This window comes from Motiliproteus sp., assembly GCF_965230735.1.
Lineage (GTDB): Bacteria > Pseudomonadota > Gammaproteobacteria > Pseudomonadales > Balneatricaceae > Motiliproteus.
The window spans coordinates 3,085,499-3,106,921 of sequence record NZ_OZ246016.1; the positions used below are offsets into that span (position 1 = coordinate 3,085,499).

The window sequence follows — 21,423 nt, forward strand, 5'->3', positions numbered from 1 at the left end:
GTTCAGCATAAGCCTTTGATCCCTCTCTAAACTGCTGTTGATTGATAATACCCGAGTAAATTGGTTAACTATTCAAAAATTAACCGGATCTGCCTGTGTTTCAATCTGATCGACTCCAACCCTGTCGCTATCTGCAGTTGCCCGAACCCGAGTTTCTGTCACCGGTTCAGCCTCGTGCGCTGATCAATCCCCGTCTTCTGCAGTTAAACCGGGTATTGCTCGATCAACTGGGTCTTACCGAGACGGATTTTGATCCGGTTAACTTCTGCAGTTTCCTTGCTAAACCATCATTACCGGAGTCAATCAACGGTTTCGCCAGTGCCTATTCCGGTCATCAGTTCGGCCAGTTCAACCCGGCTCTTGGTGATGGTCGCGCGATGTTTATCGGTGAGGTTCAGGATCTCAACGGAATCCACCATGAGATACAACTCAAAGGCAGCGGACCTACGCCCTATTCGCGTGGCTTTGATGGAAGGGCGGTAGTTCGCTCCGTAGTACGCGAGTATCTGGCCAGCGAAGCCATGGCCGGTTTGGGAATTCCCACCACCCGGGCTCTGGCAATCGCCATTAGCGATACGCCGGTCTTTCGAGAGCAACCCGAACAAGCGGCGGTGATGATACGAACAGCTCCGAGTCATCTTCGCTTCGGATCTTTCGAGCATTTTTTCAGCCGCGGAATGATTGCTGAGTTACATCAGTTAAGTGACTTCTGTATTGAGCACTACTTTCCCGAATGCCGCCACCAAACTGCCCCCTACGCCGCTTGGTTCACCGAGATCGTCAAGCGTACCGCCAGCCTGATGGCTCAATGGCAGGCGGCCGGGTTCTGCCACGGCGTGATGAATACCGATAATTTCTCCATTCTCGGTCTCACTCTCGACTACGGTCCTTATGGGTTTCTGGATCACTACGATCCTGCCCATATCTGCAACCACTCCGATAGCGAGGGGCGCTACGCCTATCAGCGCCAACCCGGGATCGGCTATTGGAATTGCCTGTGTCTGGCACAGGCGCTCTCGCCGCTGTTAAGTCATGAGCAGATAGAGCAAGCCTTGAGTCACTACGAAACGGTGCTGCAGTCCACTTACCTCAGTTTGATGCGCGCCAAACTGGGACTCAGCGATGACGATGATTCATCAAGAGTCGAAGCCGATAATCAATTGATTCGCTCACTGCTCAAGCTACTGACCGAGCAACCTATGGACTACTGCCGTTTTTTTCGTGGTCTGGGTTATCTGCATGAATCTAAGCCCCACCCGGATCTTAACGACTGGCTGTTGCAACAAGCTGACCCCGAAGCGATCCATCGCTGGATAGAAAGCTACCAGGATCACTTAATACAGTTTGAGCCTTCCGGATCGAGCTCGGAGCGGGCCCAACAAATGTCGGCCAGCAATCCCAAATTCATCCTGCGTAACTACCTGGCTCAACAAGCCATCGAGTTTGCCGAACAAGGCGACAATGCTGAAATCGAACGGCTGGCGAAAGTTCTGCAGCAACCATTTGACGAACATCCAGAGTTTGAGCACTACGCCGCCCCCAGCCCTGAAGGGGCTGGCGACATCTGCGTCAGTTGCTCTTCATAGCATTACAGTCCTCCAATGGCAGTGTCGAATTTGAACAATTTAATTCTAAAAAGCCGGGTGACGCTGCAGCGCCCTGCTCCATCACGCTTAATGATTGACTAATATATCCAGGTCAATGGTTGGCGTATGTTTCATTATTTTGACTAGAATCAAGAAGATCCCGTTATCACTATCCAGGCAGAATTTATGACGGAAATCACCAGGTCAGGCGATGCTGACGATGAGCTGGTTTTCTTGGATGAAGACCCGAGTGAAGTATCAGCAGAGCAATCCGCCACCTGGCGCATACTGATCGCTGATGACGATGAGACGGTGCACAGCTCGACCCTGTATGCCCTCGGCAATGTCACGATCCTCGACCGCCGACTGGAATTTCTTCACGCCTACTCCGCCGCGGAGGCCAGGCATTTATTAGAGCAGCATTCGGATATTGCAGCCGTACTGCTGGACGTCGTCATGGAACGCGATGACGCCGGGTTGAAATTGGTCCAACAGATCCGCGAAGAGCTGAAACTTGAAGATGTCCGCCTGATCCTCCGGACCGGCCAGCCGGGGTACGCACCCGAAATTGATGTCATCCGAGACTACGACATCAATGATTACAAAACCAAAGCCGAGCTCACCCGCACCAAGCTCTACACCACTCTGACAGCAGCTTTACGATCATATCTCCAGATACGCACCATCAACACGAACCGCAAAGGCCTGGATCTGATTGTCAGCAGCAGTGCCACGTTGATCGCCACCCACAACCTCAGGGATTTCGCTGACGCCGTCATCACCCAAATTTCGACATTGCTGGGCTACGAAGCCGACGGCGTTGCCTGCGCACGGCTATCAGATCCCGTAACAACCAGTTCCAGTGACTGCATCGTTGCCGCTACGGGTCAGTACCGGAATACCCTTGATCAAACGGTTGAACAACTGAGCAACGAGCCGATGCGCAACGCACTACAACGAGCCTTTGAGCTGCGTCAGCATCGCTTCGACGAAGACGGAATTACACTGTTCTTCCCCTGCAGTACCGGTCGAGACATGTGCCTGTATTTACAGACCATACAACTGCCGGATACCCACTTCCGGGCGCTGTTAGAGGTGTTCTGCAGCAATATTTCGGTCTGCCTGAATAACATGTCACTGTTCGGCAACCTTAAACATCAAGCCTATTACGACCAGCTACTGCTGTTACCCAACCGCCACCATCTTATTGAACAGATCGACCGGGTCGTCGGTGATGAAGGACCGGGATCCCTGGCGATCATGATGGTTGATATCGACCACTTCTCCGAGCTGAACCATGCCTTGGGCCATCAATACGGTGATCAGTTGCTGCGTCAGGTCAGCCAGCGACTCCAGCAATTCTGCCAGCCCTCCCTCTTTCTAGCCCGCATCACCAGCGATATATTTGCCATTTTCGGCCCCTCCGGTGAAATCCCGGCAGAAAAGGTCCAACGGCTGTTTGGCCCCCCTTTCAGCATCGAAGGCAACGAGCAAACCCTATCCGCCACCTTCGGGCTCGCGCATTTGAGTGAAGTGGAAGGCGGCGGACAAGGTGCACTCAAAGCCGCCAGCACGGCCCTCAACCAGGCCAAACAGACCCAACGGGGGCAGCTTGGTGTCTACACCCGACAGATGGGGCTGGAGATCCAGTCACGGGTCAAGATGCTTCAGGATCTTCGACTTAGCTTCGAACACCAGCGTCTCTACCTCCATTACCAACCCCAGATATCCTTGCCGGACGGCAGGCCGATCGGCTGCGAAGCGCTGATCCGCTGGCGTGATGAACAGGGCTACTTCATCCCCCCAGATGTCTTTATCCCCTTGGCCGAACGATCCGGCATCATCGCTACGATCGGCGAGTGGGTTATGCGGACCGCCTTCGCCCAGGCCCGTCTACTGCATAACTCGGGGTTTCCCGAGCTGCGAATGGCGGTCAATGTATCGGTTATCCAATTTCGATCCGAAGATTTTCTGGGCACGCTGGACCGCGCCCTGGCCGATAGCGGTGTCGACCCATGCCTGATCGAACTGGAGATCACCGAGTCCGTCGCCATGCTCGAAGCCGACTATCTCCTGGATATTCTGAAACAGATCAAAGCCCGCGGCGTGCAGGTGGCGATTGACGATTTCGGCACCGGTTTTTCATCGCTGTCCTACTTGCAGCGGCTTAGTATCGACCGCCTCAAGATTGACCGTGCTTTTGTTGATCAACTCTGTGAGTCCCAAGACTCGCGCAGTATTGCGGAGATGGTGATTGAACTGAGCCACAGCCTCAACCTGCAGGTTATCGCTGAAGGGGTCGAAGACCAGCAGCAGGCCGAGCGTCTGGCCGAGCTCGGCTGCCATGAAGCCCAAGGGTACTTCTACGCCAAACCCATGGAAGCTGACGCCCTGCTGCGCTGGTTGATGAATCAGCTGCCGAAGACGACGCCACGGGATACTTCAGCATGATTCCAACGCTGAAAGCAGACCGGTTCCTGACGATCGTAGCCGTCTTGCTGCTGCTCCAGGGCTGCGGCGAACCGGAACCGATAAAAATCGGTTTTATCGGCGGCACCTCCGGCCGGGTAGCAGACCTGGGCGTCAATGGTCGTAACGCAGCCATCCTGGCCACCGAACAGGTCAATGCACGTGGAGGGATTAACGATCGCCCCGTTGAACTGTTAATTCGAGACGATCAGCAAAATCCCAAGCTTGCAGCCAAACATGCCACCGAACTGACCAGCTTGCCCGTCACCGCCATCATCGGCCCCATGACCAGCGCCATGGCCGTGGTGGTGGAACCGATTGCGACCGCCTCCGGAACCCTGGTGATGGGTACCACCGTAACCACCAATAATTTGACCGGGCGTGACGACCTGTTTTTCCGTACCCTGGCCGCCACCCGGCACAATGCATCCCACCACGCACGTTACCAGCTGGATCAAGGCATTCGCAGTTTTTCGTTGATTATGGATACCCGCAATCGCGCCTACACACAGAGCTGGGTGGATGATTTCAGCGAGGCTTTTAAAGCCGGCGGCGGCACTATCATCGAAGTGATCCCCTTCGTATCCTCCACCCACGCCCCGTTTCCCCAGCTGGCCAGGCAGCTGGTCGAAACCCAGGCTCAGGGTATCGCCCTGGTCAGCAATTCGGTTGACGCAGCCCTACTGATCCAACATATCCGTAAGTACGACCTGCAGGTGCAGATTCTGACATCCGAATGGGCCGGTACCGAGCGTTTGATCGAACTGGGGGGCCAAGCAACAGAAGGCGTATTCGTGTCCCAGTATCTGGACCGAAGCAGCAAAGCGAGCAAGTATCTTAATTTTCGTGATACCTTCATGAAACGCTTTGGGCAGGAGCCCGGTTTTCCGGCACTGGTAAGCTACAACTCGACCCAGATTGTCTTCGAGGCACTACGGCAGCAACGGCAAGGAGAAAGTCTCAAACAGGCGCTGCTGCGAATCCGTACCTTCGAGGGGGTACAGAAGCCGATCCGTTTTGATGACTATGGCGATACCAAAAACCGCACCTATATCACCCAAGTGATTAACGGTCGCTTCCGAGTGGTAGAGTAGCCGATGATACAGTGGCGATTAAGCCAAATGCTGTCTGTGCAGATCGCGCTGATCACAGCGTTTCCGTTGATCGCACTGGCGCTGATCTCCTATCTATGGGTGATTCCACAGATCCGTGCCGATGTTGAATCCGGTCATCAGGACATTGCTCACGCCGTCGCCGCCAATCTGGAAGGCCGCTTGGGCGGGGCCGAACATGAATTAACCTCGCTGGCCAATTACCTGAAGGGACGTCTGCCCCGCCGGGCCGGAACCTGGCAGCCCTTGTTGGATGCCCATATCGGTGACAGCGACATCTACGAATCAATCTCCATCATCGACAATCGCGGTAGTACACTGGAGATCGGACTGCCGCCCAAACGTCACCCCGAGCGTGAAACCTATTTAGGGGTCGACATCTCCCGCAAAGCGTTCTATCGGCGCTCCCGCGGCCTGCACAGTCGTGTGTGGTCGAGCACCTACTTATCAGCGATTTCAGGAGACCTGGCGGTCGCGCTCGCACTACCGATCGACGGCGACTTCACCCTGGTGGCCGAGCTGTCCATGCGCGAACTATCTGAGATTTCATCGCGTCAGAACAGCAACTCGCATCTGACCACCATGTTGATCGATCGCAATGCGCAACTGATCTCCCATCCGGACCCCAATCTCACGGGACAGCAGCTGAGCCTGCGCAATCTCGACATTGTCACCAAGGGTTTGAAAGATGGACTCTCCACCGAAGAGTTTCGATTCCAGAATCAGCAACTGATCGGCTCTTCGGTTGTCGTGCCCAAGCTGGGCTGGTTGGTGTTGGTGTCCCAGGCCAAAGAACATGCTTACCGCTTTGTCTGGCTGGCCACCGAAGCCGCAATCGCGGCCTGTATTCTCGCCCTACTGGCAGCACTGATCAGCGGCGTGCTGTTGTCCCAGGGGCTCAGCCGCAGGATCAAGCGATACTCCGACAACGCTCACCAGCTTGCCAGTGGAAATTACGATCTGCGCTGGCCTGAGATCCATATCGCTGAGTTCACCGCCCTGAGTCGTCATCTACAAGCGATGTCGGCAGCCATCCAGCAACGGGAGCGGGAGCTGAGTAACAGCGAAGCCAGTCTGCGAGCGACGATGGAGCAGACCCCTAACGTCGCCATCCAGTGGTTCGATGATCAAGGTCGGGTCTTGTACTGGAATACCGCCTCCGAGCGGTTATACAAGTTCAAGCGAGAAGACGTGATCGGTAAGGACCTGAACCATCTCCGCTACAGCCACCAGCAACAGCTGTCGTTTTTCCGAGATCAGCAAACACTGCTTCGCGAAGGCGGAACCATCGGCCCCAAAGAGTGTGAAATCACCTGCAAGGATGGATCGGTGGCCAATGTTCTCTCTACGCTATTTCTGATTCCCGGCCCGGACGATTCACCACCACGCACCGCCATTATGGACATCGATCTGTCGGAATTGCGCCTGGTTGAGCGAACGCTCCGCGAGCGTGAGCAACGCTACCGAGCGCTGATTCAACAGAGTCCGGTTGCAGTCATCGAATGGGACCTCAACGGTAATGTGCGTGAATGGAATGAGTCAGCCGAGGAGATCTTCGGCTACCCACGCGAGCGTGCACTGGGTAAGCCGATGATGTTTATCGTGCCGCCAGAAGAGCAGGACCGGATGGAGGGAGTGATGGCGACCCTGCTCGCCAACATTGGAGGCTATCGAAGCGAAATCAACAACATAACTGCCGGCGGTCGGATTATTACCTGTCAGTGGTACAACCAGCCGATCGAAGATAACAAGGGTGATGTCATCGCGATCATGAGCTCGATCGACGATGTCAGTGAACGCAAGCGGATGGAGGCGAAACTGCGCAGCAGCGAGCAGAAATTTATCTCCTTTTTTGACTCGTCCCCCGTTGCGATGTCGGTGTCCTACTTCTCCAACACCCCCCGCTTCCTCAACTGTAACGATGCTTGGTGCCGACTCCTGGGGATCAGCCGTAACAATGCCATCGGCCATACCAGCGATGATCTGGGCATCTGGCCGGATCCGATCAAACGCCAGCAGATTGCCGAGATCCTGATCGCCCAGGGACAGGTCAATGATTTTGAGATTGAGATGATGAAGCAGGATGGCAACATCATCACCTGTAACATCTCTGCCAGGGTCCTGCAGGTCGGTGGTGAACATCTGGTCCTCAGATCCTACCAGGACGTTACCCATAAGCTGCAGGCTCAACGCAAAATCCACGAGCTGAATCAGTCGCTGGAAACCCGGGTTCTGGAACGAACCAGCGAGCTGGCCCAAACAAATATGGAGTTGCAGAGCGCCCTGCAGAGCCTGAAGCTGGCCCAGGACGAGCTGGTTCGATCGGAAAAGCTGGCGGCACTGGGATCACTGGTGGCCGGCATCGCCCACGAGCTGAACACACCGATCGGTAATTCTTTGATGGCTGCCACCACCTTGGATGAACACGCCCGCCTGCTGGAGAAAGACTTCGAGCAGGGGTCGTTAAAACGATCCAGCCTCGTTCAGTTTGTCGACGATGCACGGGCCGGCTGTACCATTGTGGAGCATAACCTGCACAAGGCCTCGGAGCTGGTCAGCAGTTTCAAACAGGTCGCCATTGACCAAACCAGCTCTCAACGGCGTAGTTTCAAGCTGCACGAAGTCGTCAACGAGATCGCCTTAACCCTGGCACCAAGCCTGAAGAAAACCCCCTTCGAACTGCGCTGCGAGATTCCAGAGACCCTACAGCTCGATAGCTACCCGGGACCATTGGGACAGGTACTGACCAACCTGATTAACAACTCGCTGCTGCATGGCTTAGAGGGGCGAAACGAGGGACAAATCGATGTCACAGCCCAGCCGCTGGGAGAGGATCAGGTCGAACTCTGCGTCAGCGATAACGGATGCGGCATTGCTCCTGAAGATATCGGCCGGGTGTTCGATCCTTTCTACACCTCAAAGCTCGGCAAGGGCGGCTCCGGGCTGGGACTGAATATCGTTCACAACCTGACAAATCAGGTTCTGGGCGGCAGCGTTGAGATCGACAGCCAACTCGAGCACGGTACCCGAATGATTCTGAGGCTCCCTCTGAACGCCCCCATTTCGGAAACCCCCGAGGCGGAACTTCCCCTCTGAGTTCGGTCCAACTCGCGGGTTGACAGTCAGAAAGCCCAGGCTGTGATTGAAGCCGAATCAACCCTGCCGGGAATTCTCAGTCAACGCAAAAATTGACAATTTTAAAAATCCTCTACTAAAGTCCTAGTAGGCAGGGCCGATGCAATAAATGAGGCCAAACCGATAACGCACCTGCATTGGGTCTGGTTCAAGGGACTGAGCTGAAGAGGGGGGAGTAACAATCCATGAACAGCTATTATGAGGATCAGGACGACGAAAAAGTCTGCGTTCTATCCAACAACTGAAAATAAAAACGGCGTTGAGACCTAGAGTCCAACGCCGCTTTTCCGACAAAACCCATCACTACGTTGTTGCTGATCCAGGCTTGCTCCTGATCAGTGCAGCGTCACGCCGATAAGACGGATTCGATCCCTGAGACCGTCGAACAGATCTCGGACTTCACTGAGCGGCCGCAATCCATAGTCCAACGGGTCTACCGGTTTGTCATACCAGCAGAGGGTGGCGACCCGGGTCATCAGATCGAACTCACCCAACAGCGCATCCAGGTAGATCATCACGGCTTCAACAGCCGGATTGCCGTCCATGCTGTCGAGCTCATCCAGATAGATCGACAGGTGAAATTCGCCGCCTTCCAAACGATGACTGAACCAGAATTGATCCATCGAATAATCATCATCCCCCACCCGAATACACTCAGGCAGCGGGTCGTGGCGGTTGTTGAATGCGATTACCTGGACACCATCCATCAACGGCGCAGCATCCACCAGACTGAGGACCGCAGCGATGGACTGAGCATAGCCGTCACAACCGATGATCATCTCTATCCGGTTGTTCGACTCGTTCCGCTCGAAGTGGAAGGTCAGATTGCCATCGATCCGTTTCAGCTGCTTTTCGTAATGATTGAGCAAGCCGTGGGCTCGACTCTCATCGGTTTCCTGCAGCAGAGCCTCGATGGTGCTGACAACTTCGCACCAGAACTCGGTTATCTTTTCGTAATTCGGGATCATCTTTACTTAGGCGCGGGACTAGGTGCGCGGAACCACAACACCGGTCTGCCCCATGTACTTGCCGTTACGATCCTTATAGGAAGTTTCACAGACCTCATCGGCCCCCAGGAAAAGCATCTGCGCGACCCCTTCATTGGCATAAATTTTGGCCGGAAGCGGCGTCGTATTGGAAAACTCCAAGGTGACGTGACCTTCCCACTCGGGCTCCAACGGCGTGACATTAACGATGATGCCGCAGCGCGCATAGGTGCTCTTACCCAGGCAGATCGTCAGTACATCGCGCGGGATCTTGAAATACTCCACCGTGCGAGCCAACGCAAAGGAGTTGGGCGGAATAATGCAGACGTCGGAAACCACATCAACAAAGCTCTGATGGTCGAAATCCTTCGGATCCACCATGGATGAGTTGATATTGGTGAAGATCTTAAATTCGTTGGCGCAACGGACATCGTAGCCGTAGCTGGAGGTGCCAAAAGAGACGATACGCTCACCATCCCGACTCCGCACCTGGCCCGGTTCAAAAGGCGAAATCATATCCTGTTCCAGCGCCGCCTTTCGGATCCAAGTGTCTGATTTGATACCCATAATGCTATTTCAATCCCAACTGTATTTAATAAAGGTACGGACAAACCGGGCTATGATACCTGCAACGCAACAAAAAAACCGCACTTTTCCGAAACAGTGCGGCTTTACAGAAGGCTGCCAAATCGGCAGCGAGATCCGAAGCAGGCCAGAGTTCAGTCGTTCTGAACCACGATCTCCGGGAACACATTGGCGTAATTCTTCGCCCGAGCAGCCAGCGACGCCGCCAGTTTCAGCGCAATCTCGCGATAGAAACCGGCCTCGGCAGACTCCGGCTCATTGATAACCGTCGGACGACCGGCATCGGCCTGCTTACGGATTGATAGTTTCAACGGCAAGCGTCCCAACAGGTCCACCTGATATTTTTCGGCGATCTGCTCCCCGCCACCTTCACCGAACACCGGCTCGCTATGGCCGCATTGGCTGCAGGTATGCAGACTCATATTCTCGACAATACCCAGAACCGGAACATCGACCTTGCGGAACATCTCGATGCCCTTCTTGGCGTCGAGCAACGCGATATCCTGTGGCGTAGTAACGATAACCGCGCCGGTCAGCGGCGCTTTTTGAGACAGCGTCAGCTGGATATCGCCGGTTCCCGGAGGCATATCGACAAACAGATAATCAAGATCATCCCACAGGGTTTGGGTCAGCATCTGCTGCAACGCACCACTGACCATCGGGCCTCGCCAGACCATCGGCTGATCTTCATCCACCAGCAGACTCATCGACATCGCCTGCAGTCCCAGCGCCGGAACCGGATGCATCGCATTGTCGGCCGGCTGGGGCTTGGTGCCGGCTTCAATGCCCAGCATTCGTCCCTGGCTGGGGCCATAAATATCGGCATCCAAAATCCCGACCCGGGCTCCTTCAGCCGCCATCGCCAACGCCAGGTTGACGGTTGTGGTGGACTTACCAACCCCACCCTTGCCTGAAGCGACCGCGATAATGTTGCGCACATTCTCCAGACTCTTGAGGTTGTTCTGAGCTCGGTGAGCAACGACTTTGCTGTCGACTTCCAGCTCCAGCTGTTCGATACCGCTGACGGACAAAGCCAGGTCTCGGAGCTGCGGCACCATTGTGTCGCAGATCGACTTGATCGGATATCCCAGCTCCAGCAGCAGCTTGCAAACCGAACCCTCCACCGTCAGCGACTTGATCGCCTTGGCCTGTTTCAGGGTCTGTTGACTAAACGGGGGAACATACTCCGAAAACACGGATTGGAGCTGCGCCTGCAGTGTTGCACTCATCTGTTTCCTCACAGACCGGACTCTAGGCCCGGTTAAAACCGACTGAAAAAGTCAACTATAGCGAATCCCGCATTCTCCGTCATCTACGCCGAAATCGCCGATTTGATTCAGATCACCGCTTGACGAGATAGACGCCGCTCTCTTTGTGGTGGGTGTACGGGAATTGGTCGAACAACGCCAGGCGCTCGATCCGATGGGTCCGGGTCAGCTGGTCCAGATCACGCACCAACGTTTCCGGATTACATGAGATATACAGGATCGCCTGATAGTTCTGCACCAGGTCTCGAGTTCCCTCATCCAAACCGGCACGGGGAGGATCCACCAACACCGTCGAAAAGTCATAGCTGTCCAGATCGATCTCTCGAAGTCGCCGGAAGGGCCGGACTTTATTGATCGCCTGGGTAAACTCTTCGCTGGAAAGACGTGCAATCGTGACATTGTCGATACCATTACGCGCCAGGTTGAAGTGCGCGGAATTGACCGACACTTTGGCGATTTCTGTTGCCAGAACCCGGTCAAAACGATCACTCAACGCCAGTGTAAAATTGCCGTTGCCGCAATAAAGTTCCAACAGATCACCACCGGCTTGTTCCGTCACCTGTCGTGCCCAGTTAAGCATCTGAATATTGATCGCAGCATTGGGCTGGGTAAAGCTGTTCTCTACCTGCTGATACTCGAGGGTGACCCCGTCCAGGGGCAGTTGCTCGACGACCCAGTCCCGGGCCAGCAGCAACTTCTGCTTGCGCGATCGACCGATAATCTCGATCGATAGCTGCTGCTGAAGCTGGGATGCCGCATCAATCCAGTCCTGCTCTAGGGGACGGTGATACAGCAGCGTCACCAACAGTTCACCACTAAGCGTCGACAGGAAGTCGATCTGAAATAACCGCTTGCGCAGGCAGGGCTGGGGCTTGATCAGCTCCAGCAACTCGAACATGGTCTGTTCAATCCGCTCCGACACCATCGGACAGCTTTCCAACCGGATCGGCCGACGCTTGTCACCCGGCTCGAACATGGCATAGAAGATATCGTCACCCTCATGCCAGACCCGGAACTCGGCCCGTTGGCGATAGTGGCTTGGCGGTGATGGGTAGACTTCCAACGCAGGCGGAGAAAACGGCGCAAACAGACTTTTCATCTGTTCAGCTTTTTCAGCCAGTAGTTGGTCGTATTGATTGGGGGCAACGGCGTCTATGTTCATGCAGCAGAAGTTCGGCAAAAAACGCGCATTCTAGCAGCTGCATGGGCCGCGGGTCACGACGGAGGAGGCTCTAGTTCGTCAAACTGCTCCTGGGCCACTTCACGCCACCGCTCCACCCGTTCCACCAGCCCCAACTGTTGCAGGTAATCCATGTCCAACGGTTGTACCGGATAGAGTTTGGCTTCATCACGAAGCTCGTGAACCAGCGTATTGGCAACATGAACAGCCGTCACCGGTCCCCACTTGGCAGAGACCAGCTGACTGGGGGTCTGGTGCATCAGTACCGCCTCGACGATGACCGGAGGAATCTTCCAAAGCCCCAGAATATAGGCCCCCGCCTCCGCGTGGGTGGCTCCGAACAACACCCGCTCCACTTCCGGCAAGGAACGCTCCTTGCGGCGACAGTAATCGATCGCCTTGTCGTACTTCTGAAAACCGTTGTGGGCCAATACGAGGATGCCGAAACTATGTAACAGCCCGCCGATAAAGGCCTGATCCGCCAGCTCACGCCCGTCCCCCTCCTCGAGCATGATCTCTCGGGCCAGCCGTGCCACCGCCACCGAGTGATCGCGGATTTTCTCCAGGCTCAGCTCGCCGCCGGGACTGGCTTTGATGTCACTGCCAAACACATGGCTTGCCAACACCACGTCGCGTATCTGCCGCAGACCCAGCAGCGTGACCGCCTGCTCAAGACTGGCAACCCGACGCCGAAGTCCGAAAAATGCGGAGTTCACAAGATGCAGCAACTTAGCCGCAATGGCCATGTCCTGCTCGATGATCGCCGTAACCGTGGCGGCATCGCTGTCATCCTGACGCAATGCCCGGCTCAGTTCATGGTAGACCGTCGGCGGCGAGGGTAATCGGCTGATCCGACCAATCGCCTGCCTGACCCGGTCCGATGTAATAATCGATTGAACGTTGCAACTGTGTTCAATCGCTTCCTTTAACGTATCGATGTCACAGGGCTTATTCAGCAGCTGGTGGGCCAAGTCGGCCGCTTCGACCGAGGAGCTCATACTGGCATAGCCGGTCAGTACGATCCGGGCAACACCCGGCGCCACATCCACAGCCCGGGACATCAGCTCGGCGCCGTTCATCCCCGGCATCTGCATATCGGTGACCAGGACGTCGAAAGGCTCCTCTTGGAGCTTTTCCAACGCTTCGCTACCGGAGTCGCAGAAGGTCATCTCCCAGTGATCGCGCTGTTGTCGAAATAGACGACGGTAACCGTCCAGCACATTGGTGTCGTCATCAACGAACAACACCCGCCTTCTGGTAATTTCTGGAATCGTCGGTTTTTCGGTCATCATTGACTCCCTGTAAGCGGCAAGCAACTGCAGCTTGGCTACTGAACTTCCTTGTCATTTCCATCCCGGTCAAGCCCGTCTGCCGCGAGGAACCGGGTCGAGATTCGCCCGATTTGTCGGCAGTGGCCTGCGCTGAGCCTACCCTAACCGGGTCTGATTTGTAACTACCGACGAACAGTATACAATTCGCCCACGATGGCGGCAGTGCCTGCATTCATCCGCTTCCAATTCAGGTCCTAATCAGCAGCGTTATTCTATGTCCAGTTCACCCCGTAAAATTCTCGTTACCAGTGCTCTACCCTACGCCAACGGTTCGATCCATCTGGGTCACCTGCTTGAATATATCCAGACCGATATCTGGGTCCGCTTTCAAAAAAGCCGCGGCGAGCAGTGCACCTATGTCTGCGCCGATGATGCCCACGGCACCGCCATCATGCTCAAGGCCGAGCAACAGGGAATCACTCCGGAGGAACTGATTGCTCAGGTCAGCGCCGAGCACCAGGCCGACTTCGCCGACTTTTTTGTGGGCTTTGACAACTACCATTCGACCCATTCGGAAGAGAACCGCGAGCTGTCAGCGCTGATCTACGAGCGCTGCAAAGAGGCAGGCCATATCGCCAGCCGGACCATCACCCAGGCCTATGACCCCGAAAAACAGCTGTTTCTGGCGGACCGTTTTATCAAAGGCACCTGCCCGAAATGCAAGGCTGAAGACCAGTACGGGGATAACTGCGAGGCTTGCGGCGCCACCTATTCTCCGTCGGAGCTGATTGATCCGCGCTCGGCCATCTCCGGTGCGACGCCGATCGACAAAGAGTCCGAGCACTTTTTCTTCAAGCTGCCCGACTTCACCGAAATGCTGAAACAGTGGACCCGTTGCGGTACGTTGCAGGAAGAGATCGCCAACAAGCTCTCCGAATGGCTGGATTCGGGCCTGCAGGAGTGGGATATCAGCCGTGACGCGCCCTACTTCGGTTTTGAGATTCCCGGTGAACCCGGTAAGTACTTCTACGTCTGGCTGGACGCCCCGATCGGTTATATGGCCAGCTTCAAGAACCTGTGCGACCGAACGCCGGGCCTCGAGTTTGATGACTACTGGGGTTCCGATTCAAGAGCTGAGCTGTACCACTTTATCGGTAAGGACATCATTAATTTCCATGCGCTGTTCTGGCCCGCCATGCTGAGCTGTTCAGGCTTCCGCACGCCATCGGCGGTTCACGCCCACGGTTTCCTGACCGTCAACGGCAAGAAGATGTCAAAATCCCGCGGCACCTTTATCAAGGCGCGTACCTACCTGGAGCATCTGGATCCTGAATACCTACGCTATTACTTTGCCGCCAAACTTAACAACCGGGTCGAGGATCTGGACCTGAATCTGGATGACTTCCTGCTGCGGGTAAATTCCGATCTGATCGGCAAGGTGGTCAATATCGCCAGCCGTAGCGCCGGTTTCATCACCAAGAAATTCGATGGCCGACTGGCAAGCGAGTGCAGCGAACCCGAGCTGGTCCAGCAGTTTGTCGATGCCGGCGCCGATATCGCGACCCTGTACGAGAATCGTGAATTCGGCAAAGCGGTCAAGCTGATCATGCAGCTGGCCGACCAAGCCAATGAATACATTCATCACAAGGAGCCCTGGGTGCTCGCCAAGCAGGCGGACAAAGAAGCCGAAGTCCAGGCGGTCTGTTCGGTGGGTATCAACCTGTTCCGCATTCTGATGATTTATCTGAAGCCGGTACTGCCGAAGATGACCGCCGAAGCCGAACGTTTCCTGGATGATCGCCTGGATTGGTCGGCATTGGAGCGGGTTCTGACCGACCATCAGATCAATAAGTTCAAACCGCTGATGACCCGGATCGAGCAGGACAAGATCGACGCGATGATCGATGCATCCAAAGAAGTCCTGGCCCAGGAGCAACGAGCCCAACCGGTTGCACAAGGCCCGCTGGCCGATGAACCGATTGCCGAGCAGATTCAGTATCCGGACTTTGCCAAAGTCGACCTCAGGATCGCCAAAATCGCCAAGGCAGAGCATGTTGAAGGGGCAGACAAGTTGCTGCGACTGACCCTTGATCTGGGTGGAGAACAGCGCAATGTCTTCGCCGGTATCAAATCCGCCTACGCGCCGGAACAACTGGAAGGCAAGCTCACCGTCATGGTCGCCAACCTGGCACCACGCAAAATGAAGTTTGGCATGTCGGAAGGTATGGTTTTGGCTGCCGGCCCCGGCGGCAAAGACCTGTGGATTCTGGAGCCCCACGACGGCGCTCAGCCGGGCATGCGAGTCTGCTGAGCCCTCCCAGCCTGAGTTAACGGGCGGTGGCTGCCACCGCCTGTCTAGCTCCCTCTACTACTGCACCACCCTGTTAGATCACCCCACCGGTGATGTTGTACCACAGCAGCACCCCACCCAGCGGCTGACAGAACAGCAGCGCGCCTAACAACAAACAGTTGCGTTTCATCCGTAGCGCCTGATCGCCCCGACGCAGGCGAGTTCGAAAAGCCACCGGCATCTGGGGTGGCGGATACTCCCCACAACGACCTATTCGGGCCGCCATCAGGCACAGATAAAACGCGACCGCCAGCGAAATCAGACCACTGGTCACCACCAACCACAACAGCAAGCGGCTGATAATCTGAAGCGCCTGCTGAGGATCGCTATCGAGCATCAACTGGATGTCCAATAGAATCTGAGTGATCTGCGCCTGCAGATAAAAGAACAATCCGACGGCAACACCCAACAGCAGCAGCAGCGCAATCTGCACCTGCACGCTACCCGGTCGAAACTGAGAATCCTGATCTGCTGGCTGACTGGTCACGGCGGTCAGTTGCCCCTTGGTCGATAGTGATTTACTTTTGCTGGTACACGTTAGCACTTTGATAAATATACGCCTAAATAGTGTCTGGCAAAGAGTTTAACTCAAGATAATTGATGCTATTCTTGGCGGGTACGGAAACGTCGACGCCAATAAGAAGCAGGAGAACCCTTACTATGAATGGAATATGCAAGCAGTGGTCAACCCGGATCGCCGCCGTTGGCCTTGCGCTGGTAATGGCCGGATGCTCCAGTAACTCTTATCCCCCCCTTGAAAGTTCCATCGCCAAACAACCCCTGACGACTGACCCGGATCATTACGACTATCGTGTCGGTCCTGGTGACAGCCTGAACATTTTTGTCTGGCGTAACCCTGAAGTTTCCCAAAGCGTCACGGTCCGCCCTGACGGCAAGATCACCACTCCGCTGGTCGAAGATGTTCCGGTCAGCGGCCTGACCTCGACTGAGATCGCCCGTAAGATCGAAGAACAGCTGAGCGTCTATATCAAAGAACCGATCGTCACCGTACTGGTCAGCGGCTTTATCGGCCCCTACTCGGAGCAGGTACGCATTATCGGCGAAGCCAGCGAACCCCAGGCACTGCCCTACCGCGAAGACATGACCCTGCTTGACGTTATGATCGCCGTCGGTGGTCTGACCGAATTTGCCGACGGAAACGGCGCCAGTGTGGTCCGCATCGTCGACGGTGAGCAGAAACAGTACGGCATCCGAATCAAAGACCTGATCCAGGGCGGCGATATCAGTGCCAACGTCAATCTGTTGCCGGGAGATGTCGTCATCATCCCAGAATCCTGGTTTTAAGTGAGATTAGGCTGTTATGCAGGAGCTTTTAGAACAGCTTAAGCAACTGGTTTATGGGGTATGGCTGCACCGCTGGATTGCGGTGCTGATTGCATGGATGGTCTGCGTTGTCGGCTGGCCCTTCGTGCTGAAATACCCGGATCAGTTTCAGTCTCAAGCGAAAGTCTATGTCGACACTCAGTCGCTGCTGTCTCCGCTGCTGCGGGGACTGACAATCCAGACCAATCCGACGCAACAGATACAGCTGATTGTAAAAACGCTGTTCACCCGTCCGAACCTGGAGAAGATCGCCCGTCTGTCGGATTTGGATATCAAAACCCAAAACGATGAAGAGTTCGATCTGGTCATCAACCAGCTTCAATCGGGGCTCAGGTTGAGCAAGGCGGGACGCGAAAACATCTATGTGATCGGCTACAACAGTAGCTCTGCCGACGAGGCCAAGAGTGTCGTACAGGCAACGCTGACCACCCTGGTGGAAAACACCCTGGGGGACAAGCGCGAGGACACCGATGTCGCCACCAACTTCCTTGACCGTCAGATTCAGGAGTACGAGTCCCGACTCAATGAGGCGGACAATAAGCTCAAGGAGTTCAAAAAGGCCAATTTTGAACTGATGAGCGCCGGCGGCGGCTACTACTCCCGTGTCGAACAGCTCAAAGGCACTATCGCCAGCGTCGATCTGGAGCTCCGTGAAGCCCAGACCCGTCGGAACTCACTGGCCAAACAGCTAGCCGGTGAGCAACCGACCTTCGGTATCATGCAGGACGGTCTGGGCTCGTTTGATATGAGTTCCAGCTTCGATCACCGGATCGAAACCCTGGAAAACAACCTGGACGAGTTACGCCTCAAGTACACCGATATCCACCCGGATATCAAAGAGACCCAGCGGATACTGGAAGACCTGCAGCAAAAGCGGGACAAGGAGCTTGAGCAACGCCGCGAGGAGATCGAGCTGATCAATGCCCAGCGCGGTGGTGGTCTGAACGAAAACCCGGTCTACCAAGAGCTGAAACTGGCCCTGGCACGAGAGGAGTCCAATGTCAGCTCGCTGCAGGTGCGTCGCAATACCTATGGTTCGCAACTGACAGCGCTTGAGTCCAAGATCAACAGCATTCCGGACATCGAAGCTGAACTCAAAGCGTTGGAGCGGGGCTACAAGATCACCCAGGAGAAATACAACGAACTGCTGAATCGTCGTGAATCTGCCCGACTCTCCCAGCAGGCCGAAGTCAGCGCTGACAGTTTCCAGTTCCGGATTATCGACCCGCCGCGCACACCGACCACACCTACCGGTCCGAACCGTCCGTTACTGCTCTCAGCAGTGCTGGCTGCCGGACTTGCCGTGGGGCTGGGGGTTGCGTTCCTGATCAGTCAAATTCGCCCGGTTTTCTTCTCCAGCAAGCAACTTAATGCGGTCACCGGTATTCCGGTGCTTGGATCGGTGGCGGTGTATAGCGACGTCGAAGCGGCACGTCATCACCGCAAGAGAACCCTGCTATTTATCGTGCTGACCATCGCCCTGGTCGGATCCTACGCCGGTATTCTGCTGTTGCAGCTATTCCCGGATCTCAACAGCAAGGTGGCATCCCTATTGCCGGACATGCCCAGCCTCTTCGACGCCTACTACCTGAAGGCAAAGCAGCTGTTGATCAACCTGATTAATAAGTTTTAGGGGGCGAAATGAGCACGATTGAAAAAGCCCTGGAGAAGCAGCGTCAGCTGGAGCGCGAGAAGTCGCTCCAGCAGGATCAACAGGTAGAACTCCCCACCGGTGAAGAGAAGATCGATACCGATGGGCCTATCGCTGAAGCACCGCTGAAACCCAAGCTGAAAACCCACCGCTCCGGCCCGCCTCCATTGCAGCCGATGAGCGAGCCGGAAGTGCCAGCCGACACACAGAATATCGATGCCGCCAGCGGTATGGCACCCGGACCATCCGTTAAGGATGCGCCGCCCAGCCGACCCGATCAGCAGGTCGAGATCGACATCGAACGGCTCGAAAGCCTTGGCATGGTAACGCCCAATGAGAGCTTTACCCACATCAAGGAAGAATACCGCTATATCAAGCGGCCACTGCTCAACAATGCGTTCGGCGCCGGTGCAGCGACCTTAACCCGACCGAATCTGGTGCTGGTCTCCAGCAGCTTCTCGGGCGAGGGTAAAACCTACACAACCGTTAACCTTGCCATCAGCATGGCGCTGGAAGAAGACCGCAAGGTCCTTTTAGTCGATGCCGATGTGATCAAACCGCACATCTGCGAGCGCCTGGGAATCCCTGATGGTGAGCTGGGATTGATGGACTACCTGACGGGTAATGCGGAGGTTGAGGATATTATGTTCAACACCAATATCCCCAACCTAAAGCTGATCACTGCCGGGCGACGCCATCACCACTCCAACGAATACATCGCCAGTGAAAAGATGAAGCGGTTTATGGATGAGTTGTCGGCCCGCTACCCGGACCGTATCGTCATTTTTGATACATCACCGCTACTCGGTGCCAGCGAGACCAACGTTCTGGCCCAGATGACTGGCCAGGCAGTCGTGGTGGTGGAAGAGGAACGCACGACCCACGCGCAACTTCAGCAGGCACTTAGCCTGCTCGATCCCAACATGGCGATCGGTTTGGTTCTAAACAAGTCCAAGAGTCGAAGAAGGGAGTACTATGGCTACTATTACGCAAGCAGCAGCTAAGCTGTCGCTGCTGGGTCTTACTGTCGTTGTACTACCGGCACTGGCGGAAGAGACAAAAGACTGGACCATCAACCCGACTCTCGGATTGGGACTGGAATATACCGACAACCTGAATTTGGACGATGCCGACAAGGTCGATACCTTTATCTATCGAGTCAGCCCCGGTGTCGCAATAAGCCGCAACGGCAAAGGTCTGGATCTGGGATTCAACTACCGGGTAAATCTGCGTAGTTACTCAACCAGCCGCGAAAGCGACAGCCACGATCACAACCTGAACGCATTCGCCAATATGGAGCTGATCGAGAATCGTCTGACGCTGGATACGCGGGCGACCGCGCGCCAACAACTGATCGACAATCGGGACTCGGGTGGTTCCGGGGTAGCCCCGGATAATTTCACCAACACCCTGGCGCTTGCCGTCACCCCGACCTGGACCCAGCGTATCGGGGACTATACCAAGATCGGTGCTTCCGCGACCTACGACTCGGTCGTGTTTGAAAAAGGGGCTGAAGACAGCGAGGGCTTCAAATACGACTTCTTTGTCGACACCAGTGATAATCCCAACAAGCTGTACTGGAATCTGGAACTGCGACAGAACGCCACCAAAGCCAAAGGCGCTGACAGTGAAACGCAGGAAGAATTCATCGAAGCCCAATTGGGATATCGCCACAGCCGACAGGTTGATGTCCGGTTGGGTGGCGGCTATGTCGACAATAAAGAGCCGGATGCCACCGACTCCGATGCAGAAAAGGGCTCCTTCTGGTCCGCCGGCCTGACCTGGACACCGACGACCCGAACCAGCTTAAACGGCTACTACAGCAGCCGCATCCAAACCGGAAACAGCCGAGGCTTCAGCTTCAACCACCGCCAGAAAGCGACGGCCTGGAGCCTGTCGTATCAGCAATCGTTAACCGATGTCCGTAGCCAGATACTGCAGGTCACCTCATTGGGCGCCCTGATCTGTCCCAACGGCACCTCGATCAACCTGTCGGACTGTCGTTTTGTTGGACCCGGTGAAAACCCGGTCCCCGGCCCCGGCGAGCAGGTTTTTGACATCGGTGCCCGAGTTCCCTCGCTGGTCGAAGGGCGCTTTATCTCGGATGCGGTCAGTGCCAACATGACCTACCGTAAAAGCAAGACGACCCTGTCGATCGGCGCCTTTGTCACTGAGCGGGAGTTTCAGGACGGCAGTGGTCGTAAAGAGAAAGACCTCGGGATCACCAGCAGCATTGGGCTGAAGCTATCCGGTCGCAGTAATCTGCGGCTGGGTTATGAATGGTCCTCGCTGGAACCCAACACCAATGACAGTGCCCAGGTGCGTGATTATCTGAACCAGGTGACGCTTGGGTTGTCTTATCAGCTCAGCAGTCGTTCCAGCGTAGGTACGGTTGTTAACTACCGAAATCGCAACTCGGATGATGCCAGCCGCGAATACAAGGAATTTGGCGGAAGCATCAATTTCAACCACAGTTTCTGACGGGA

General features: G+C 55.5%; 15 protein-coding genes. 9 read left to right on the plus strand and 6 right to left on the minus strand.

The features are described 5' to 3' along the window. Positions 1 to 95: 95 nt before the first annotated feature. The 4 genes from ACO05M_RS14215 to ACO05M_RS14230 all read left to right on the plus strand — a co-directional run bounded on the left by ACO05M_RS14215 (position 96) and on the right by ACO05M_RS14230 (position 8,263). Positions 96 to 1,586, plus strand: coding sequence for a protein adenylyltransferase SelO (locus tag ACO05M_RS14215; protein ID WP_421864163.1), 1,491 nt, complete (start codon positions 96 to 98; stop codon positions 1,584 to 1,586). A 186-nt stretch (positions 1,587 to 1,772) separates the two neighbouring features. After that, positions 1,773 to 4,037 carry a bifunctional diguanylate cyclase/phosphodiesterase gene (locus ACO05M_RS14220; protein WP_421864167.1) on the plus strand — a complete coding sequence of 755 codons (2,265 nt, stop codon included), beginning with the start codon at positions 1,773 to 1,775 and terminating at the stop codon, positions 4,035 to 4,037. Next, complete coding sequence (locus ACO05M_RS14225) at positions 4,034 to 5,149, plus strand: ABC transporter substrate-binding protein (protein ID WP_421864170.1); 1,116 nt, start codon at positions 4,034 to 4,036, stop codon at positions 5,147 to 5,149. The genes ACO05M_RS14220 and ACO05M_RS14225 overlap by 4 nt, the downstream gene beginning before the upstream one ends. A 27-nt stretch (positions 5,150 to 5,176) precedes the next feature. Beyond that, a complete protein-coding gene (locus ACO05M_RS14230; protein ID WP_421864173.1) occupies positions 5,177 to 8,263 on the plus strand; it encodes a PAS domain S-box protein in 3,087 nt (1,028 codons plus the stop codon). Positions 8,264 to 8,637: 374 nt separating this feature from the next. On the opposite strand, the gene ACO05M_RS14235 is transcribed toward ACO05M_RS14230, so the two are convergent. The 5 genes from ACO05M_RS14235 to ACO05M_RS14255 form a co-directional block, all read right to left on the minus strand. Further along, complete coding sequence (locus ACO05M_RS14235) at positions 8,638 to 9,270, minus strand: hypothetical protein (RefSeq protein WP_421864175.1); 633 nt, start codon at positions 9,268 to 9,270, stop codon at positions 8,638 to 8,640. 18 nt (positions 9,271 to 9,288) lie between these two features. After that, a complete protein-coding gene (dcd, locus tag ACO05M_RS14240) occupies positions 9,289 to 9,855 on the minus strand; it encodes a dCTP deaminase (RefSeq protein ID WP_421864177.1) in 567 nt (188 codons plus the stop codon). Positions 9,856 to 10,007: 152 nt separating this feature from the next. Continuing rightward, positions 10,008 to 11,102 (minus strand): iron-sulfur cluster carrier protein ApbC, encoded by a 1,095-nt coding sequence (gene apbC / locus ACO05M_RS14245; protein ID WP_421864179.1) that lies wholly within the window; start codon positions 11,100 to 11,102, stop codon positions 10,008 to 10,010. A 112-nt stretch (positions 11,103 to 11,214) separates the two neighbouring features. Beyond that, positions 11,215 to 12,303 carry a tRNA (uridine(54)-C5)-methyltransferase TrmA gene (gene trmA / locus ACO05M_RS14250; RefSeq protein WP_421864182.1) on the minus strand — a complete coding sequence of 363 codons (1,089 nt, stop codon included), beginning with the start codon at positions 12,301 to 12,303 and terminating at the stop codon, positions 11,215 to 11,217. Between the two features lie 53 nt (positions 12,304 to 12,356). Next, entirely contained in the window at positions 12,357 to 13,613 is a 1,257-nt protein-coding gene (locus ACO05M_RS14255; protein ID WP_421864185.1) for an HDOD domain-containing protein, read from the minus strand. A 253-nt stretch (positions 13,614 to 13,866) separates the two neighbouring features. Here ACO05M_RS14255 and metG point away from each other — a divergent pair, with 253 nt between their 5' ends. Next, on the plus strand, positions 13,867 to 15,903 hold the full coding sequence (gene metG / locus ACO05M_RS14260; protein ID WP_421864187.1) for a methionine--tRNA ligase: 2,037 nt from the start codon (positions 13,867 to 13,869) through the stop codon (positions 15,901 to 15,903). A 73-nt stretch (positions 15,904 to 15,976) separates the two neighbouring features. Here metG and ACO05M_RS14265 read toward each other — a convergent pair whose 3' ends face one another. Further along, entirely contained in the window at positions 15,977 to 16,429 is a 453-nt protein-coding gene (locus ACO05M_RS14265) for a hypothetical protein (protein ID WP_421864190.1), read from the minus strand. 173 nt (positions 16,430 to 16,602) lie between these two features. Between ACO05M_RS14265 and ACO05M_RS14270 the strand changes: the two genes are divergently transcribed. From ACO05M_RS14270 to ACO05M_RS14285, 4 genes are read left to right on the plus strand one after another with little or no spacing between them, the layout of a single operon-like run. Beyond that, positions 16,603 to 17,247: an XrtA/PEP-CTERM system exopolysaccharide export protein gene (locus tag ACO05M_RS14270; RefSeq protein ID WP_421864193.1), complete on the plus strand. Its 645-nt coding sequence runs from the start codon at positions 16,603 to 16,605 to the stop codon at positions 17,245 to 17,247. Positions 17,248 to 17,263: 16 nt separating this feature from the next. Then, positions 17,264 to 18,919 (plus strand): XrtA system polysaccharide chain length determinant, encoded by a 1,656-nt coding sequence (locus ACO05M_RS14275; protein ID WP_421864196.1) that lies wholly within the window; start codon positions 17,264 to 17,266, stop codon positions 18,917 to 18,919. A gap of 8 nt (positions 18,920 to 18,927) precedes the next feature. Beyond that, positions 18,928 to 19,941, plus strand: coding sequence for an XrtA-associated tyrosine autokinase (locus ACO05M_RS14280; RefSeq protein WP_421864199.1), 1,014 nt, complete (start codon positions 18,928 to 18,930; stop codon positions 19,939 to 19,941). Then, positions 19,913 to 21,418, plus strand: coding sequence for a TIGR03016 family PEP-CTERM system-associated outer membrane protein (locus ACO05M_RS14285; protein WP_421864201.1), 1,506 nt, complete (start codon positions 19,913 to 19,915; stop codon positions 21,416 to 21,418). Before ACO05M_RS14280 ends, ACO05M_RS14285 begins: the two co-directional genes overlap by 29 nt. Positions 21,419 to 21,423 lie beyond the last annotated feature (5 nt).

Bases quoted from the DNA above. Each gene is read 5' to 3' on its own strand.
- ACO05M_RS14220 (WP_421864167.1), top strand. From the start codon at position 1,773: ATGACGGAAATCACCAGGTCAGGCGATGCTGACGATGAGCTGGTTTTC.
- ACO05M_RS14225 (WP_421864170.1), top strand. From the start codon at position 4,034: ATGATTCCAACGCTGAAAGCAGACCGGTTCCTGACGATCGTAGCCGTC.
- ACO05M_RS14230 (WP_421864173.1), top strand. From the start codon at position 5,177: ATGCTGTCTGTGCAGATCGCGCTGATCACAGCGTTTCCGTTGATCGCA.
- ACO05M_RS14235 (WP_421864175.1), bottom strand. From the start codon at position 9,270: ATGATCCCGAATTACGAAAAGATAACCGAGTTCTGGTGCGAAGTTGTC.
- dcd (WP_421864177.1), bottom strand. From the start codon at position 9,855: ATGGGTATCAAATCAGACACTTGGATCCGAAAGGCGGCGCTGGAACAG.
- apbC (WP_421864179.1), bottom strand. From the start codon at position 11,102: ATGAGTGCAACACTGCAGGCGCAGCTCCAATCCGTGTTTTCGGAGTAT.
- trmA (WP_421864182.1), bottom strand. From the start codon at position 12,303: ATGAACATAGACGCCGTTGCCCCCAATCAATACGACCAACTACTGGCT.
- ACO05M_RS14255 (WP_421864185.1), bottom strand. From the start codon at position 13,613: ATGATGACCGAAAAACCGACGATTCCAGAAATTACCAGAAGGCGGGTG.
- metG (WP_421864187.1), top strand. From the start codon at position 13,867: ATGTCCAGTTCACCCCGTAAAATTCTCGTTACCAGTGCTCTACCCTAC.
- ACO05M_RS14270 (WP_421864193.1), top strand. From the start codon at position 16,603: ATGAATGGAATATGCAAGCAGTGGTCAACCCGGATCGCCGCCGTTGGC.
- ACO05M_RS14275 (WP_421864196.1), top strand. From the start codon at position 17,264: ATGCAGGAGCTTTTAGAACAGCTTAAGCAACTGGTTTATGGGGTATGG.
- ACO05M_RS14280 (WP_421864199.1), top strand. From the start codon at position 18,928: ATGAGCACGATTGAAAAAGCCCTGGAGAAGCAGCGTCAGCTGGAGCGC.
- ACO05M_RS14285 (WP_421864201.1), top strand. From the start codon at position 19,913: ATGGCTACTATTACGCAAGCAGCAGCTAAGCTGTCGCTGCTGGGTCTT.